This window comes from Kitasatospora brasiliensis, from assembly GCF_032654805.1.
Lineage (GTDB): Bacteria > Actinomycetota > Actinomycetes > Streptomycetales > Streptomycetaceae > Kitasatospora > Kitasatospora brasiliensis.
In genome coordinates, this window is sequence record NZ_JAUOOW010000006.1 from 1 (window position 1) to 17,619 (window position 17,619).

Consider the following 17,619-nt stretch of genomic DNA (forward strand, 5'->3'; position numbering starts at 1 on the left):
CCCGATAAAACGAACACACCAAATAAGCACCAGGCCGCGACGCGAAAACGACGAAGCAGCCCAGCCCGAACCTGGGAAGTGGTGTTTCAGAGGATTGGCCGCCCCGGGACCGTCCGCGCCGATGCGTGTCCGGTGCTCCCTGCCGAGCGACTAGGGAACAGTACTCCTCCTCCGGGCCGATGCCAAACGCCCCAGGCACCGGGCCCCACGCGCGGAACCCTCGGGCGCCGATCAACGCCGGCGTTCATCGTTTGTCTACCGCCCTCCTCCAGGATCCTTCCCACCGGCCGCCACGAGGACCTCGTGGACGCCGACAGCACAAGCAGCACGAGCAGCACGAGCAGCGCAGCACGAGAGAGAGACCACGGGGACATGAAGACGACGAAGACGGTCCGGCAGCTGGCCATCGCCATCGCGGCCACCACGCTGGCACTGACCGGGACGGTGGCGACGGCCGGAACCGCCCAGGCCGCCATCGACAACGAATCCGGCCTGCCCATCGTCAGCATGGGCGAGCCCGGGATCCTCTACCAGGGCCAGTACATCGAGACCGGCTACACCCGGCTGATCCTCCAGACCGACGGCAACCTCGTCATCTACCGGACCGCCGAGGGCGGACCGTCCTACGCGAAGTGGGCCGCGCCGGGGACCTGGGGCTGTGGCGTCAAGGCGATCATGCAGGGCGACGGGAACTTCGTCGTCTACGGCACCAACAACCGGTTCTGCTGGGCCAGCAGCACGTTCAAGTCCAGCCCCAGCAAGACGGCCACCCTGGAGGTCTACGGCCGCGGCGGACTCGGCGTCGCCATGCAGGACAGCGCGAGCAAGTCCTTCAGCGTGATCGCCAGCTCCGACCCGTACTAAAGAGGACCCACCCCACGAAGCCCTCAGCCCCGCTCGGCGAGCCACCTGACCAGGTCGGCCACCGTCCAGCGCGGCCGGGCCGCGAGCCGCGTCGCCGCCGTTCGCAGCAGCACCGGCAGGTGGCCGCAGAGCGCGGCCACCTCCGCCACCGTGTCCGGCTCCTGCCGGACGCGCTCCGCGCCGGCGATCCGGGCCAGCAGCTCGTAGGCGTCGTGCGGCTCCAGCGGCCCCACCGCCAGCCGTACGGCGTCCTCGGGCAGCGCGCCCGGCTCCGCGCCCGCGACCACCACGGCGCAGCCGGGCGCCGACGGCAGCAGCGGCCCCGGCTCGACCACCCCGTCGAGCAGCACCAGCACCCGACGGCCGGCGAGCAGCCCCCGGTAGCGCGCGCCGAGCTCCTCGACGGCCGCACCCTCCGCCGGCCGATCCCCCAGCGCCCGCAGGAACCCGGCCAGCACCACGCCGGCCTCGCCGCCTCCGCCCGCGTACAGCTGCCCGTCCGGAAAGGCGTCCTGAACGCTGTGCGCGACGTGCACCGCCAGCGCCGAGACGCCGCTGCCCGCCGGCCCCGACAGCCCCAGCACCGGCGCGCCGCCCGCCCGCAGCACCCGCTCCGCCTCCCGCACCTGCGCCGCCCGCCCGACCAGGTCCGGGATGTCCGGCGGCAGCTGCTGCGGCCTCGGCAGCCGCCGCAGGAGCACCGGGGCCTCACCCCGCCGGATCTGCTCGGCCAGCTCGACCAGCGCAGGGGCGGGCTCCAGTCCCAGCTCCCCGTCCAACCGCTCCCGCAGCGCCTCGTACCCCGCCAGCGCCTCCGCCGTCCGCCCGCAGCGGTGCAGCGCCAGCAGGTGCAACCGGTGCACCTCCTCGTCCTGCGGGTGCGAGGCCGCCAGCCCGGCCAGCGGCTCCAGCGCCTCCGCGTGCCGGCCGAGCGCCAGGTCCAGGCCGAGCAGCGCCTTCACCGCCGCGAACCGCCCCGCCGCCAGCCGCTCCCGGATCCGCGCGGCGAGCTCACCGGGCACACCCTCCAGCGCCTGGTTCCCCTGCCAGGCCCCCAGTGCCCCTGCCAGCAGTTCGCGCGCCCGCTGCGGATCTTGGTGACGCAGCGCGACTGCCTGCCTCACCTCGGCCTCGTGACGGAAGAGGTCCACCGACGTGCGCGGCACCTCCAGCCGGTAGCCGCCGGACGCCCCGACCAGCAGCCCGGGCGCGCCCAGCGCACGCCGCAGCCGGTGGACGTGGGTGCCGATCTGCCCCACCGGATCCTTCGGCCAGCGCGTGTCGTCCGCGCCCCACAGGTCCTCGACCAGGCGATCCGTGGAAACCAGCTGCCCCGGCGGGATCAGCAGCGCCGCGAGCACGGCCCGCTGCTGCGGCCTGCCGAGGTCGAGCTCCTGACCGTCGCGCCGGGCCCGCAGCGGCCCCAGCAGGCTGAATACGAGCCCCACGGCCCACCCACTCCCCGAAGCCCTCTATTGGGTACACGATCTGTGACAGAGAATAGGCCGCCGGGGTATGGGGGCCCCGCCGTCCGGACGGAAGTGGCGGGATCCCGGCACAGAACGACTTTCGGGGACTGGCATGGGTGACATGGGGGGCGCCGGACTGCGGTTCGGACTGCTGGGGCCGTTGCGGGCCTGGTACGGGGAGCGGGAACTGGAGCTGGGCAGGCCGCAGCAGCGGGCCGTGCTCGCCGTCCTGCTGGACGCCGCCGGGCGGACGGTGGCCGTCCCGGTGCTGGTCGAGGGGGTGTGGGGCGGGGCCGCGCCGGCCGATCCGCGCAAGGCCGTCCAGCTCGCCGTCTCCCGGCTGCGCAGCGCGTTCCGGCCGTACGCCGGGGACGATCCGGACCGGATGCCGCTGGTCCGGATCGGCGACGGCTACGCGTTCAAAGCGGCCGGGGCCCAGCTGGACACGGCCGAGTGGGAGGCCCTGCTGGCCGAAGCCGGACGGCTGCGCGAGACGGACGTGCCGCCGAACGAGGTCCGGGAGGTGCTGCGGCGCGCCCACCGCCTGTGGGTCGGCGAGGCACTGGCCGGGCTGCCCGGGCCGCACGCCGAGGCCGTCCGCGCCCGCCTCGCCGAGCAGCGGATCTCGGCCAAGGAGACGGAACTGGAGCTGGACGCCGACCTCGGCGACCGCACCGACCTCACCGCGGCGATCGCCGCCTTCGCCCTGGAGTACCCCGGCCGCCCCCGGCTCACCGCCGTCCTGATGCGCTCCCTCTACCAGGCGGGCCGCAAGGCCGAGGCGCTCGCCGTGTACGAGGACGCCCGCGCCTGGCTCCCGCCCGGCGGGAGCGCGCCCGCCGACCTCCAACTGCGCATCCTGCGCGAGGACGCCTCCCTGCTGCCCGCACACGCCGCCGGCGGCGCGGCCGAACCCGACGACGCCACCGCCGTCGGCTGGCAGGCCCCCGACCAACTCCCCTCCGGCCTACCGGACTTCACCGGACGCGCCGAAGAGGTCGAGACCCTCGCCGACCAGCTCTCCGGGGCCGGCGGGCGTGCCGTCGTCGTCTCCGCCCTGGATGGCATGGGCGGCGTCGGCAAGACCACCCTCGCCGTGCACGTCGCCCGGCAGGTCCGCGTCCGCTTCCCCGACGGGCAGCTCTTCGCCGACCTGCGCGGCGAAGACCGCACCCCGCCCGCCCCGGGCACCGTCCTCGCCGGCTTCCTGCGCGCCCTCGGCGTCGACCCCGCCGACATCCCGCCGGACACCGGGGAACGCAGCGCGCTCTACCGCTCCGCCCTGGCCGGCCGGCGCGTCCTGGTCGTCCTCGACAACGCCGCCACCCCTGGCCACGTCGAGCCGCTGCTGCCCGGCTCGGCCGGCTGCGCCGTCCTCGTCACCAGCCGCCACCGGCTGAACGGCCTCGCCGGAGCCCACCAGATGCGCCTGGACACCCTGCCCGCCGAACAGGCCCTGGAACTGCTCACCCGCATCGTCGGCGCCGAACGCGTCGCCGCCGAACCCGCCGCCGCCGAGGAGGTCGTCCAGGCCTGCGGGCTGCTGCCGCTCGCCGTCCGGATCGCCGCCTCCCGGCTCGCCGCCGACCCGACGCTGACCCTCGCGGCCCTCGCCGAAGGGCTGCGCCACGAACACCGGCTGGCCGAGCTCACCGACGGCGAACGCACCGTCGAAGCCACGTTCGCGCTCTCCTACCACCGGCTCGACCCCGAACTCGCCCGCGCCTTCCGCCTGTTGGCGATGACCGACGCCCCCGACATCCCGCTGTCCTGCGCCGCCGCGCTGCTCGACCGCACCGAGGCCGAGACCGACGACCTGCTCGAAACCCTCGTCGACCTCAACCTGCTGCACTCCCCCCGCTTCGGCCGCTACGGCTACCACGACCTCGTCCGCGCCTACGCCCGCGGCCGCCTCGCCGACGAGGACGGCCCCGCCGAACGCACCGCCGCCCTCGACCGGCTGCTCGACTTCTGCCTCGCCACCGCCCGCAACGCCGACCGTGCCGCCCGCAAGGCCGAACCCGCCGAACTCAGCCTGCTCGGCGCCCCCGTCGCCGCCCCTGGCCGGCCCATCGCCGACGGCCCCGAAGCCGTCCGCTGGATGCGCGACCAGGCCGACGTCCACACCGCCGTCATCGCCCTCGCCTGCGCCGACCCGGCCCTGCCGCTCGACCGCGCCGCCGAACTCGCCGACCGGATGGGCGCCATCCTCCCCGAACGCACCCAGACCGGCGTCATCGCCGAGCTCGCCGGAACCATCGCCCAGCGGGCCGCCTCCCGCGGCGAACCCGGGCCGCTCGCCCTCGCCCGCTACCTGCGCGGCAGCATGCTCTGGCACATCAACCGCTACACCGAGTCCCAGGAGGAGATCCGCCGGGCCGTCGCCCTCGCCGAACAGGACGAGCGCACCGAACGCGTCCTCGCCAAGGCCCTGATCACCCTCGGCAGCAACGCCCGCGTCCACGGCCGCTACGCCGAGGCCGCCGAACACGCCGGCCGCGCCGCCGACCTGTTCCACCGCCTCGGCGCCCAGCGTGCCGAGGGCAGCGCGCTCGGCGAGTTCGCCTTCAGCGCCGCCCAGACCGGACGCCTCGACGAGGCCCGGGACGCCGGCGAACGCAGCGCCGACCTGATGAGCCGCTCCGGCCCGGTCTCCGCCGCCACCGGCCGCTACTACCTCGCCCGGGTGCTGCGGCTGTGCGGCGACCCGGAGGAGGCGCTCGCCCACGCCGTCGCCGCCCGCGAGGAGTTCACCACGCTCCAGGTCACCGTCTTCGCCGCCGCGGCCGGCGACCTCGTCGCCCGCATCCACGCCGAAGCCGGCCGCTGGCTGCTCGCCGTCGACGCCGCCGAGGCCGTCCTCCCGCTCGCCCGCCGCACCAGCGCCTCCCTGGAGGCCGCCCTGCTCCGCACCCTCGGCACCGCGCTCACCGGCCTGGGCCGCCCGCGCCAGGCCCGGGCCTGTCTGGCCGACTCCCTGGAGCTGTACGAGCGGCTGGGCCTCACGGAGGAATCGGCGCAGGTCAGGGCACTGCTGGAGCGGTAGACGGGACGTCAACGCCAATTCGCCCTACGCGCGTTGACCCGCCGTCTACCGCAGCGCAGGAACGTATCTCTCGTCAGGCCCCGGGCCACCGCAGCAAGCGGCCCGGGGCGACACACAGACGAGAGGCGCAACCATGCCCACGCTCCCGCAGCACGGTCAGACCTGGACCCTGAAGTCCGCCAACGGAACCGTCGCCGACCTGCGCTCCAGCCAGACCTCGGCCGGCACCCCCATCCAGTCCTGGAGCCCCAACGGCACCGCGGCCCAGGGCTGGACCTTCTGGGCCAAGGAGAACGGCAGCTTCCTCCTGGAGACCCAGCTGACCGTCGGGAAGCACCCCGGCGGCCAGGCCATGGTCATGGACTACAACTACTCCATCGGCCAGACCTGGCTGTTCAACGAGCACAACCAGCCCAACCAGCACTGGCTCTTCGAGCCGCTCGACAACGACTGGATCCGGATCCGCACCACCCGCACCAACGAGGGCGCGCTCTTCCTCACCGCGGCCTCCGCCGGCTCCCCGCTCACCCTGTCCCGGCAGGACGACCGCAACCCGGCGCAGCGCTGGCAGCTCGTCCCGGCCGGGAGCGCCGGCGGGGGCGGCCAGCAGCAGCCCCAGCCCCAGCCGCAGCCCCAGCCGCAGCCCGGTGGCGGCGGCGGTGGCTTCCTCACCGAGATGCTGAACGCCGTCAACGCCGAGCGCGGCCGGGTCGGCGCCCCGCCGCTGAGCCTGGACGACCGCCTCAGCGCGGCCGCCCAGCGGCACGCCAACGACATGTCGGCGCACGACCTCACCCAGCACGACGGCACCGACGGCAGCACCCCGTGGGCCCGCATGGCCGACGCCGGCTGGCGCAACGTGGCCGCCGGCGAGAACGTCGCCCCGAGCAACACCGTGGACGAGGCCATGCGGATGTGGATGAACAGCCCGCCGCACCGGGACAACATCCTCAACCGCGACTTCACCCGCCTGGGCGTCGGCTACTCGCCCCGCCAGAACGGCCACAGCTGGGGCCGCTACGTGCAGACCTTCGTCAAGGCCTGAGACCGCCCCCTTCCACGGCAACAAGGAGTCCACACCCATGTCCTCGAACGCGGCGGACCTGATCCGCATCGCCCGAGACGAGGTCGGCTACCACGAGGGTCGCAGCGGCGGGCACTGGAACAACATCCAGAAGTACTCCCCCGCCGTCTCCGGCCTGGAGTGGTCCCAGGGCGAGGCCTGGTGCGCCACCTTCGTCGCCTGGTGCGCCGAGCAGTCCGGCAACGCCGGGCGCTTCCCGGTCAGCGCCTCCTGCGCGGAGGGCGTCGCCTGGTTCCAGGGCCGCGGCCGCTTCACCGAGTACCCGGTGATCGGCGGCCAGGTCTTCTTCGGCCCCGGCGGCGGCAGCCACACCGGCATCTGCGTCGCCTACACCAGCGACACCATCACCACCGTCGAAGGAAACACCAACGACGGCGGCAGCTCCGAGGGCGACGGGGTCTACCTCAAGACCCGTGACCGCCGCTCGGACTGGGTCCACGGCTACGGCATCCCGGACTTCGACGAGGGCGTCGTCCTCGCCGACCCGGGGTGGAAGGACCGGCCCGGGGCGATCTACTTCGGGCAGGAGGCCTCCGCGTCCGACAGTCCGAGCGACGGCGCCGTTTCCGCCGCCGCCCCGGCTGCCGACGGCTACGAGCCCTTCCCCGGCGCCGACTTCTTCCACGACGGCCAGAACAGCGATGTCATCACGCGGATGGGCGTGCGCCTCGTCGCCGAGGGCTGCTCCGCCTACGCCGAGGGCCCCGGCCCCGAGTGGAGCGACGCCGACCTCGAATCCTTCCGCAACTGGCAGCACAAGCTCGGCGATTCCGGTTCGGACGCCGACGGCATACCCGGCCCCAAGCAGTGGGCCGCGCTCGCGGTCCCGCGCGGCTGACGCCGGGCCGTCCACCACACCAGAAGGAGAAATCCGATGAGCACACTCACCCGTACCCGCAGGTTCCTCGCCTCGCTGGGCGCCGTCGCGGCCGTCGCGGGGGCGGTCGTGGCCGGTGCGCCGGCGGCTCAGGCGGCGCAGGCGGGCAGCTGTGACCTGTCGCCCTCGCTGAGGAGCTTCGACAAGGTCTACAACGGCTCCGCCGGCGTCCTCGACCTGCCGGGCAACAACGAGGTCAACGGCCAGCGGGTCCAGACCTACTCGGCCAACAACCAGTCCACCGCCCAGAGCTGGCTGATCTGGGGCTACTGCGACGGAACCACCGCCATCTCGCACGGCAGCTCGGGCAAGGTCGTCGACCTGGACAGCTGGGGCTCCGGCGCCGTCCAGATCTGGGACACCCCCGGCGGCTGGGACGGCCTCAACCGCCCGGCCGGTGACTGGATGAAGGCCAACCAGAAGTGGTGGCTGACCGACCTGGACCGGGGTTGGGTCCTGGCCCGCAGCGCGGCCACCGGGCAGTGCCTCAGCGCCTCGGGCCTCGGCCAGGCCCTCAAGGTCGTCAACTGCAACACCGCCGACCCGGCCCAGCGCTGGTACCTGGGCTGACGAACCGGGCCCGGTCCGCTCATTGCCCCCGAGCGGACCGGGCCCTTCTCGTCCGGGCGGCGGATCACGACTCCGCATCCCTTGTCACGACTCCGCGAGGGACTCGTCACGAGCGCGTGAAGGCGACGACGACATGGTTCGCTCTGCGCTATGAAAGTCCGTCAGTAGGACTGCCGGTATCGGGGGTCCGCAACAACGGGGGACAACACGTGAAGCCCATCCGCAGCAGTCGCCGTGCCCTGGCCCTGGCCTCCCTGGCCGCGGTCGGCGCGCTCACCATGACCGCCTGCAACGACGACGCCGCTTCGTCCGACACCGCCACGACCGCGCCCGCGACGGCCGCGCCCGTCACCCAGGCCGCCTCGCCGAGCGCCGCGGCCACCACCCCGGCGGCTTCCGCCCCGGCCACCCCGACCGGCGCCGCGTCCGGCACGGCCGCCGCGCCCGCACCGGCCGGCAGCGCCCCGGCGGGCGGCACCACGCTGAAGATCGGCGACGCCGCCACCATCCCGTTCAGCTCGGGCAGCACCAAGGGCACCATCGCGCTGGCGGTCACCTCGATCGAGAAGGGCGACCCGGCCGACCTCACCTCGTTCAACCTCGGCGACAAGGCCAAGGGCCTGGTGCCGTACTACATCCACTACAAGGTCACCAACGCCGGCAGCACCGACCTGTCCTTCACCAGCGTCAACCACATGAAGGGCCTGCTGGCGGACGGCACCGAGGCGCAGGAGCTGATGGTCATCGGCACCTTCGCCAAGTGCAAGAACGAGTCGCTGCCCAAGGGCTTCGTCAACGGCCAGTCCGCCACCTCCTGCGCGGTGGCGATGTCCCCGGAGGCCTCGACGGTCTCGGGCGCCGAGTACTGGGGCGAGCCGTACACCCTGGGCAAGGGCCTCAACTGGAAGTGATCCTCGGGTAGTCCGGGCGGGGGTGGCGCTATTGCCGCCCCCGCCCGGCCGTTTCACCGGTCGGTGCCGTGGAGCCGCAGGAAGGCGTCCACGCCGGTCGCCGCGATCCGCTCGGCCTCCTCGTCCGCCACCGGGAGCGCGCCCCAGAAGGAGCGCTCGGCGATGCCGTGGAAGGTCAGCAGCGTGAACCGCTCGGCGGCCAGCGCGGCGTCCTCGACGACCAGCAGCCCGCGCCCGGCGAGCGCCTCGAAGTGCGCCGCGAGTTCGCGCTGGGAGGCCACCGGGCCGGCTTCCAGCCAGGCCTCCAGGACGTCCGCCGGGATGTTCGCCACCTCGGCCCGGATCGCCCGGCCGAGCGCCCCGTGTTCCCCGGCGCACAGCACGGCGCGGGCCCGCTCGACGGCGAGGTCGATCAGGCCCTGGCGCAGGTCCACCACCAGGCCGAGGTGCTTCGCCATCAACTCCACCACTGCCTCGGTCAGTTCGGCGGAGCTCCGCAAGGCCACCGACAGGAAGAGGGTCTCCTTGTCGGGGAAGTGGTTGTAGACCGTCCGCTTGGACACCCCGGCCTCGGCCGCGATCGCGTCCATGCCGGCCCGGACGTACCCCTCGCGCCCGAACACCGTCGCCGCGGCCCGCGTGATCGCCCTGCGCTTCTCCGGCCGCCCCGCTCCGCCCGTCACCACCACGGCCCTCTCCTCCTCCGCCGGCCCCTCGGCCGACCACTCGGTGCGGCTCTCCGGGCACAGCGGACCCGGACTTGCCGCCGAACAGGCGTGCTCTATGCTGCGTACGACTTCTACACCTGTGTAGAGGTAATGCGGAAGCGCCTCCCCCCGTTCGCGGGCGGCCGGACCCGGCACGGGAACCGGCCGGGCCGAACCGGCGTCCAGAACTGGCAGCACCATGACCGGACTTCCGGACATACATACATTCGGACATTCCGGATGTACGGACGGCGAGCGGCGCGGGCGCCGCCGTGGCGCACGGACACACGGGAACACCGGGGGTGATGGCGTGGCGGGGCAGCGAGGACGGCCGGCCGGCCAGGGAGCACGAGGGCGGACGGCGGACGGCGGCAGCACCCGCCCACGCCCGCTGCCCGGCGGCCCCGCACTACCCGCGGCCCTCGCCGTCGGGCTGCCGCTCGCCGGCGCCGCGGTCGACGAACTCTCCGGACCCGGCATGGGGTTGGCCTTCGCGGTGGGCGCGGTACTCGGCACCGGCCTGGCGGCGGCGCTGAGCGGCCGCAACGGCTGGTGGTGGGTGCTCGCCGCCTCGCCGCTGGTCGTCCTGGCCGCGACGGCCGCCGTCGAACTGGCCGCCCACCGCGACCGGTACCAGGGCAAGGCCCTGGCCACCGGCGCCGCGAAGTGGGTGGTGCACGGCTTTCCCGTGATGACCGAGGCCGTCGTCGCGGCCGCCATCGTGATCGCGGTCCGGCTGGTCCGGGCGAGGAGGAGGCAGCATGGCTGACAACGCCGGGAGCGGTCGCGCCACCAAGGCCCCCCGCCCCGCCCCCCTGCTGGTCGCGGGCCGGGTGGTGGCCGGCACCGTCGGGCTGGCGGTGTTCGCCGCCAGCGGGGTGGTCTGGTACGAGTACAAGCAGCTCACCGACGGGATGACCACCTCCAGCGTCATCGCCGAGACCAAGAAGGACGCCCCCAAGCACCTCGACAACTCGGTCAACCTGCTGCTGATCGGCCTGGACAGCCGCAAGAACATGGACGGCACCGATCTCCCGCCCGAGTTCGTCCAGGACGAGCTGCACGCCGGCCACAGCTCCGACATCGGCGGCTACAACACCAACTCGCTGATCCTGCTGCACATACCGGCGAACGGCGGCAAGGTGCAGGCCGTCTCGATCCCGCGCGACGACTACGTCATGACCTACAACGCCGACGGCTCCCAGATGGGCATGGCCAAGATCAAGGAGGCCTACGGCGCGGCCAAGGACAAGGCCGACCCCGGCCTTCGCGCCAAGGGCCTCAAGGGCGCCGACCTGGAGAAGGCCGGCCGGGACATCGGCCGCGCGGCCACCATCCGCACCGTGCAGAAGTTCCTCGACCAGCCCATCGACCACATCGCCGAGGTCAACCTGATGGGCTTCTACGACATCGCCAAGGCCCTCCAGCCGATCGAGGTCTGCCTCACCCACGACACCAAGGACCCGGCCATCGAGGGCCAGGGCTCCGGGGCCGACTTCCACAAGGGCATCAACAAGCTCAACGCCTCGCAGGCGCTCTCCTTCGTCCGCCAGCGCCACAACCTGGACGGCCCGGACGGCAACACCGGCGACTTCGCCCGCACCCACCGCCAGCAGGCCTTCATCTCCTCCGTCGTGCACAACCTGAAGCAGAAGGGCGTCATCGGCGACCTCGGCAAGATGCAGGAGCTGATGGGGGTGATGCAGAAGGACCTCGTCATCGACAACGAGTGGAACGTCCTCGACTTCGCCCAGCAGGCCCCCAACCTCACCGGCGGCAACGTCGAGTTCAACACCCTGACCTTCGACGACTTCGGCACCAGGAACGGCCAGGCCGTCAACCTGGTGACCCCGGCGAAGGTCCAGAAGGTCGTCAAGCAGCTCTTCGGCTACGCCGACTCCGCCCCGGCCCCCGCCCCCGCCGATCCGGCCGGCGCCTCCGCCGCCCCGGCCTCCCCGCCGGCCGCCACCACGCCCCCGGCCGCCGCCAAGCCCGTCACCGTGGACGTCTACAACGCCTCCTCCGCCGCCGGGGTCACCTCGGCCGCAGAGGCGAAGGCCCTGGTCGCGATGGGCTTCAAGGAGGGCCACGCCGGCCCGGCGAGCGGCAAGCCGAAGACCACCACCGTCACCTACGGCAAGGGCGCCAAGGACGCCGCCGAGCAGATCGCCGCCCGCTACGGCGTGACCGCCACCGAGTCCGCGGCCACCCCCGCCGAGCACGTCGCCGTCACCCTCGGCACCACCTTCGCCGGCGTCGCCGCGGACCAGCCCGCGCCCCCGCCGCCCGGCGCCGACCCGACCGCCAACCTCCCGATGCAGGGCCCCGCGGTCGACGCCCAGTCCGACGGCGGCATCCCCTGCGTCTACTGACGCACCCGCGCTGACGGACCTTCCCGAGGGAGGCCCCCACCCGGGGGCCTCCCTCAGCCGTTTCCGGCATCCTCCGCCTCCGGCGAACCCCCGGCAAGATTCTCCGTACTATGTATAGTGTACTGCGTACGGGGTAATCGCACGGGTAGTCACGGATAGCACCGACGAGAGGGTCCTTCCTTGCAGATCACCAAGACCGCCGTCTCCCTGACCGTCGAGGACGTCACCGCCTCCGCCGCCTTCCTCCAGCGGCACTTCGGGCACACCGAGGAGATGTCGGCCGACGGCTTCGTCTCGCTCGCCCACCCCGGCGGCGGGAGCAACGTCGTCTACCTGCGGCGCGGCCTGGAGGTGCTGCCGGAGGAGCAGCGCCACCGGATCGCGGACGGGGTGATCCTGGCGTTCGTCGTCGAGGACGTCGCCGAGGAGGAGCGGCGGCTGCGCGAGGAGGGGGTCGCGATCACCCTGCCGCTGCGCGAGGAGCCGTGGGGCGAGAAGCTCTTCCAGGTCGCCGACCCGAACGGAGTGGTGATCCAACTGGTCGAGTGGGCCGGGCAGTAGACGACACGAGCGGCGCCCCCCGTCCCGACCGGGACAGGGGGCGCCGCCGCGCTGTCGCGGACGGTCAGTCCACCGTCCAGGTGTCGTTGCCGGTGAGCAGGGTGGCGAGGTCGCCGGGGCCGTGTCGGGATTCGGCGGTGGCGAGCTGGTCGGCCATGAGGTCGTCGTAGACGGGGCGTCGGACGCTGCGCAGGACGCCGATGGGGGTGTGGTGGAGGGTGTCGGCGTCGGCGATCCGGGAGAGCGCGAAGGCGGTGGCGGGGCCCGCCGCGTGCGCGTCGTGGACCAGGACCTGCGCCTCGTTGTCCGCCGTGACCGGGGCGGTGAACAACTCGCCGTCCGGGCCCCGGAAGACGCCGCTCGCCAGGTCCGCGCCGAAGCGGATCGGCTGCCCGTGCTCCAGGCGGATCAGTGCCTCGTCCCGGCTGCCGGCGTCCTTCAACACCTCGAAGGCGCCGTCGTTGAAGATGTTGCAGTTCTGGTAGATCTCCACCAGCGCCGTGCCCTGGTGCTGGGCTGCGGCCCGGAGCACGGACTGGAGGTGCTGGCGGTCGGAGTCGATGGTGCGGGCGACGAAGGAGGCCTCGGCGCCGATGGCCAGCGACAGCGGGTTGAACGGGGCGTCGAGGGAGCCCATCGGGGTCGACTTGGTGATCTTGCCGAGCTCACTGGTGGGCGAGTACTGGCCCTTGGTGAGGCCGTAGATCCGGTTGTTGAACAGCAGGATCTTCAGGTTCACATTGCGCCGCAGCGCGTGGATGAGGTGGTTGCCGCCGATGGACAGCGCGTCGCCGTCGCCGGTGACCACCCAGACGCTGAGGTCCTGGCGCGAGGTGGCCAGTCCGGTGGCGATCGCCGGGGCGCGGCCGTGGATCGAGTGCACCCCGTAGGTGTTCATGTAGTACGGGAACCGCGAGGAGCAGCCGATGCCCGACACGAAGACGGTGTTCTCGCGCTTGATGCCGAGTTCGGGCATGAAGGACTGGACGGCGGCGAGGATGGCGTAGTCGCCACAGCCGGGGCACCAGCGCACTTCCTGGTCGGTCTTGAAGTCCCGTGCGCTCTGCGGCCCTTCGGCCTTCGGCACCAACCGCAAGGACGGGAAGGCGTGCTCGGTCATCGGTGGTCCTCCTCGTCCAGGGTGCCGATCGCGGCGGACAGGACGTCCGCCAACTGGGCCGCCTTGAAGGGCAGTCCGCGGACCTGGTTGTAGGACTCGGCGTCCACCAGGTACTTGGCCCTCAGCAGCAGGGCGAGTTGTCCCAGGTTCATCTCGGGCACGATGACCTTCTCGTAACTGCGCAGCACCTGGCCCAAGTTGGCCGGGAACGGGTTGAGGTTGCGCAGGTGGGCCTGGGCGATCTCACCGCCGTCCGCCCGCACCCGCCGCACCGCCGCGGTGATCGGCCCGTAGGTGGAGCCCCAGCCCAGCACCAGCACCCGGGCGTCGCCGGTGGGGTCGTCGACCTCGATCGGCTTCACGGTGATGCCGTCGATCTTGGCCTGACGGGTGCGGACCATGAAGTCGTGGTTGGCGGGGTCGTAGGAGATGTTGCCGGTGCCGTCCTGCTTCTCGATACCGCCGATCCGGTGCTCCAGACCGGGCGTTCCGGGCAGCGCCCAGGGGCGGGCGAGGGTGCGCGGGTCGCGCTGGTAGGGCCAGAACGCCCCGTCCTCGCGGTTCGGCTCGGTCGCGAACTGCGGGTCGACCGAAGGAAGTTCATCGACCTCCGGGATGCGCCACGGCTCCGAGCCGTTCGCCAGGTAGCCGTCCGAGAGCAGGAACACCGGGGTGCGGTAGGTGACCGCGATCCGCGCCGCCTCCAGGGCGGCGTCGAAGCACTCCGCCGGCGTCGCCGGGGCGACGATCGGCACGGGCGCCTCGCCGTTGCGCCCGAACATCGCCTGGAGCAGGTCCGCCTGCTCCGTCTTCGTCGGCAGCCCGGTCGAGGGGCCGCCGCGCTGGATGTCCACCACCAGCAGCGGCAGCTCCAGCGACACCGCCAGCCCGATCGTCTCCGACTTCAGCGCCACGCCCGGCCCCGAGGTCGTCGTCACCCCGAGCGCCCCGCCGAACGCCGCACCCAGGGCTGCGCCGATGCCGGCGATCTCATCCTCGGCCTGGAAGGTCCGCACGCCGAAGTTCTTGTGCCGGGACAGCTCGTGGAGGATGTCCGAGGCCGGGGTGATCGGGTAGGAGCCCAGGTAGAGGGGCAGGTTGCAGCGCTTCGCGGCGGCGATCAGGCCGTAGGACAGGGCGAGGTTGCCGGAGATGTTGCGGTAGCGCCCGGCGGGGAGCTTGGCGGGCGGCACCTCGTAGGAGACGGCGAACGACTCGGTGGTCTCGCCGAAGTTCCACCCCGCCCGGAAGGCGCTGATGTTCGCCTCGGCGATCTGCGGCTTCTTCGCGAACTTGCTGCGCAGGAAGGCTTCGGTTCCGTGCGTGGGCCGGTGGTACATCCAGGAGAGCAGACCCAGGGCGAACATGTTCTTCGCCCGTTCGGCGTCCTTGCGAGCCAGGCCGGAGTCCTTCAGGGCTTCCAGGGTCAGCGTCGTCAGCGGCACCTTGTGGAGGTGGAAGCCCTCCAGCGAGCCGTCGCCGAGCGGGTCCGCCTGGTAGCCGACCTTCGCCAGCGCGCGTTTGGTGAATTCGTCGGTGTTGACGATGATCTGGGCGCCGCGCGGCAGGTCCGCCAGGTTCGCCTTCAACGCGGCGGGGTTCATCGCGACCAGCACGTTGGGGGCGTCGCCCGGGGTGAGGATGTCGTGGTCCGCGAAGTGCAGCTGGAAGGACGAGACCCCCGGCAGCGTCCCGGCGGGCGCCCGGATCTCGGCCGGGAAGTTCGGCAGCGTGGAGAGGTCGTTGCCGAACGACGCCGTCTCCGAGGTGAACCGGTCACCGGTGAGCTGCATCCCGTCACCGGAATCCCCGGCGAAGCGAATGATCACCCGATCGAGTCTGCGGATCGGCTTGGCCCCCTTCACCGGTGGGCCACCCGGGGTTGGTGGGTCGGCGGGCGCGGCCGAGCCGGGGTGAGCGTCGCCGCTCCCGGTACGGGCCTCCTCGCCGTCCGAGCCGTCCACTGCCTCTGACTGATCGACCTGACTGGTCACTGCCGCGGACCTCCTCGTGGGCGCACCACCGCGGGCGCGGCCCCGTGCCCCGTCCGCTTGGTGCACCTCTCGCATCCTATGCGGGCTGACACGACGACGGCCGGAGCCACGGCAGATTTCACCGGCCCGCGACTGCACCGCACATGAGTGTCAACACCCGCCCGGTGGAGATCCTTCCGGCTCCGGCGGGCGGGCGCGAGGGCATGGCGAACGGATGGCCGAGATGCGCCCCCGGGGCCTCAGGAGTTGAGGTAGGTGAGCACGGCCAGTACCCGGCGGTGGTCCTCCGCGCTCTGGGCCAGACCCAGTTTGAGGAAGATGTTGCTGACGTGCTTCTCCACCGCGCCGTCGGAGACGACGAGCTGCTTGGCCACCGCCGCGTTGGTGCGGCCCTCGGCCATCAGCCCGAGCACCTCGCGCTCGCGCGGCGTGAGATTGGCCAGAACGTCGCCCTTGCGACTGCGGCTGAGGAGCTGCTGCACCACCTCCGGGTCCAGCGCGGTGCCGCCCTCGGCGACCCGCACCACCGCGTCGGCGAACTCGCGCACCTCGGCGACCCGGTCCTTGAGCAGGTAGCCGACGCCCCGGGTGGAGCCGGCCAGCAGCTCCGAGGCGTAACGTTCCTCCACGAATTGCGACAGCACCAGCACGCCCAGCTGCGGGTAGCGGCCGCGCAGCTCGACGCAGGCGCGCAGGCCCTCGTCGGTGTGGGACGGGGGCATCCGCACGTCGGAGACCACGACGTCCGGCAGGGCGTCGGCCGCGGCCAGCTCGTGGATGGTCTTCACCAGGGCATCGCCGTCCCCGACTCCCGCGACGACCTCCAGGCCGCGGTCGGTGAGCAGCCGGGTCAGCCCCTCCCTCAGCAGTACGGAGTCCTCGGCGATGACGACGCGACGCATGGCGACCTTCCCGGCAGGAGAGTGCTGACGGGAGTCAGTCTCCCCCATCCGGGGCCTGCCCGAGGACGGGCCCCGTCCCCGCCCCGGAGCGGCTCAGATGGTGCGGATCGCCACCGCGTCGCAGAGGCCCACCAGAGCGGTCTTCGCCGCGCAGTCCGGCAGCGGGGCGAGCAGCGCCCGGGCCTCCTCGGCCCGGCGCAGCGTCTCGGCGCGGGCGCGCTCCAGCGCCGGGTGGGCGCGCAGCAGGCGCAGCGCCTCGGCGTGCAGCTCGTCGTCGGCGAGGTCCTGGTCGAGCAGTTCGCGCAGCCGGGTGTCGTCCGGGTCGGACGGGTCGGCGGGCATCTGCTGGAGCAGCAGGGTCGGCAGCGTCAGCACGCCCTCGCGCAGGTCGGTGCCGGGGGTCTTGCCGGACTCATGGCCGTCGCTGGCGATGTCGAGCACGTCGTCGGCCAGCTGGAAGGCGATGCCGATCCGCTCGCCGAACTCGCCGAGGGTGTCCACCAGCTCGCGCTCGGCACCGGCCATCAGCGCTCCTATCCGGCAGGCGACGGCGATCAGCGAGCCGGTCTTGCCTTCCAGGACGTCCAGGTAGTGGAGCAGCGGGTCCGTCTCGGGGCCGGGGCCGCGGGTCTCCAGGATCTGGCCGGTGACCAGCCGCTCGAACGCCTCGGCCTGCATCCGCACGGCCTCCGGGCCGAGGTCGGCGAGCACCCGGGAGGCGCGGGAGAAGAGGAAGTCGCCGGTGAGGATGGCGACGGAGTTGTCCCAGCGGGAGTTGGCGCTCGGGGCACCCCGGCGCACCGGCGCCTCGTCCATGACGTCGTCGTGGTACAGGGTGGCCAGGTGGGTCAGCTCGACCACGACGGCGGCGGGCACCACGCCGGGCGCCCCCGGGTCGCCGAACTGGGCGGCCAGCAGCAGGAGCAGCGGACGGAAGCGCTTGCCGCCGGCCTCCAGGAGGTGGCTGGCGGTGACGGTGATGAACGGGACGTCGCTCTTGACGGCCTCGCCGAGCGCCGCCTCCACCGCGTCCAGTCCGGCCTGGACGTCCCGGGTCAGGTCGCGGTCCTGCACGCTGAGCCCGAAGGGTTCCACGACGGTCACGAAGACCACTCCTCTGTCCCTGGTCGATCTAGCGGCCT

15 protein-coding genes are annotated in these 17,619 nt (G+C 72.8%); 9 read left to right on the top strand and 6 right to left on the bottom strand.

What is annotated here, in order from left to right:
* Positions 1-372 precede the first annotated feature (372 nt).
* Positions 373-864: a hypothetical protein gene (locus QWJ13_RS22765; protein ID WP_316526726.1), complete on the top strand. Its 492-nt coding sequence runs from the start codon at positions 373-375 to the stop codon at positions 862-864.
* Between the two features lie 23 nt (positions 865-887).
* On the opposite strand, the gene QWJ13_RS22770 is transcribed toward QWJ13_RS22765, so the two are convergent.
* Positions 888-2,312, bottom strand: a complete 1,425-nt coding sequence (locus QWJ13_RS22770) for an AfsR/SARP family transcriptional regulator (protein WP_316526727.1) — start codon at positions 2,310-2,312, stop codon at positions 888-890.
* A 133-nt stretch (positions 2,313-2,445) separates the two neighbouring features.
* On the opposite strand from QWJ13_RS22770, the gene QWJ13_RS22775 reads away from it, so the two are divergent.
* The 5 genes from QWJ13_RS22775 (at position 2,446) to QWJ13_RS22795 (ending at position 8,821) form a co-directional block, all read left to right on the top strand.
* The gene (locus tag QWJ13_RS22775; RefSeq protein ID WP_316526728.1) at positions 2,446-5,379 is read left to right on the top strand and encodes an AfsR/SARP family transcriptional regulator; all 2,934 of its coding nucleotides are present in this window, start codon (positions 2,446-2,448) and stop codon (positions 5,377-5,379) included.
* A gap of 133 nt (positions 5,380-5,512) precedes the next feature.
* On the top strand, positions 5,513-6,424 hold the full coding sequence (locus QWJ13_RS22780) for a CAP domain-containing protein (protein ID WP_316526729.1): 912 nt from the start codon (positions 5,513-5,515) through the stop codon (positions 6,422-6,424).
* Positions 6,425-6,461: 37 nt separating this feature from the next.
* On the top strand, positions 6,462-7,301 hold the full coding sequence (locus QWJ13_RS22785; protein WP_316526730.1) for a peptidoglycan-binding protein: 840 nt from the start codon (positions 6,462-6,464) through the stop codon (positions 7,299-7,301).
* Between the two features lie 36 nt (positions 7,302-7,337).
* The gene (locus QWJ13_RS22790) at positions 7,338-7,910 is read left to right on the top strand and encodes an RICIN domain-containing protein (RefSeq protein ID WP_316526731.1); all 573 of its coding nucleotides are present in this window, start codon (positions 7,338-7,340) and stop codon (positions 7,908-7,910) included.
* A 209-nt stretch (positions 7,911-8,119) separates the two neighbouring features.
* Entirely contained in the window at positions 8,120-8,821 is a 702-nt protein-coding gene (locus QWJ13_RS22795) for a hypothetical protein (protein ID WP_316526732.1), read from the top strand.
* 53 nt (positions 8,822-8,874) lie between these two features.
* Here the strand turns inward: QWJ13_RS22795 and QWJ13_RS22800 are convergent, their stop codons facing one another.
* Positions 8,875-9,510 carry a TetR/AcrR family transcriptional regulator gene (locus tag QWJ13_RS22800; RefSeq protein WP_316526733.1) on the bottom strand — a complete coding sequence of 212 codons (636 nt, stop codon included), beginning with the start codon at positions 9,508-9,510 and terminating at the stop codon, positions 8,875-8,877.
* A 328-nt stretch (positions 9,511-9,838) separates the two neighbouring features.
* Here QWJ13_RS22800 and QWJ13_RS22805 point away from each other — a divergent pair, with 328 nt between their 5' ends.
* The 3 genes from QWJ13_RS22805 to QWJ13_RS22815 all read left to right on the top strand — a co-directional run bounded on the left by QWJ13_RS22805 (position 9,839) and on the right by QWJ13_RS22815 (position 12,461).
* Positions 9,839-10,297 (top strand): DUF6542 domain-containing protein, encoded by a 459-nt coding sequence (locus QWJ13_RS22805; protein WP_316526735.1) that lies wholly within the window; start codon positions 9,839-9,841, stop codon positions 10,295-10,297.
* Complete coding sequence (locus QWJ13_RS22810; RefSeq protein WP_316526737.1) at positions 10,290-11,900, top strand: LCP family protein; 1,611 nt, start codon at positions 10,290-10,292, stop codon at positions 11,898-11,900. The genes QWJ13_RS22805 and QWJ13_RS22810 overlap by 8 nt, the downstream gene beginning before the upstream one ends.
* A 180-nt stretch (positions 11,901-12,080) precedes the next feature.
* Entirely contained in the window at positions 12,081-12,461 is a 381-nt protein-coding gene (locus QWJ13_RS22815) for a VOC family protein (RefSeq protein ID WP_316526738.1), read from the top strand.
* Positions 12,462-12,525: 64 nt separating this feature from the next.
* On the opposite strand, the gene QWJ13_RS22820 is transcribed toward QWJ13_RS22815, so the two are convergent.
* The 4 genes from QWJ13_RS22820 to QWJ13_RS22835 all read right to left on the bottom strand — a co-directional run bounded on the left by QWJ13_RS22820 (position 12,526) and on the right by QWJ13_RS22835 (position 17,581).
* Positions 12,526-13,581 carry a 2-oxoacid:ferredoxin oxidoreductase subunit beta gene (locus tag QWJ13_RS22820; RefSeq protein ID WP_316526739.1) on the bottom strand — a complete coding sequence of 352 codons (1,056 nt, stop codon included), beginning with the start codon at positions 13,579-13,581 and terminating at the stop codon, positions 12,526-12,528.
* A complete protein-coding gene (locus tag QWJ13_RS22825) occupies positions 13,578-15,575 on the bottom strand; it encodes a 2-oxoacid:acceptor oxidoreductase subunit alpha (RefSeq protein ID WP_432277583.1) in 1,998 nt (665 codons plus the stop codon). Before QWJ13_RS22825 ends, QWJ13_RS22820 begins: the two co-directional genes overlap by 4 nt.
* 239 nt (positions 15,576-15,814) lie before the next feature.
* Entirely contained in the window at positions 15,815-16,477 is a 663-nt protein-coding gene (locus QWJ13_RS22830) for a response regulator (protein WP_316526742.1), read from the bottom strand.
* Positions 16,478-16,570: 93 nt separating this feature from the next.
* On the bottom strand, positions 16,571-17,581 hold the full coding sequence (locus QWJ13_RS22835; protein WP_316526743.1) for a polyprenyl synthetase family protein: 1,011 nt from the start codon (positions 17,579-17,581) through the stop codon (positions 16,571-16,573).
* Positions 17,582-17,619: the final 38 nt, after the last annotated feature.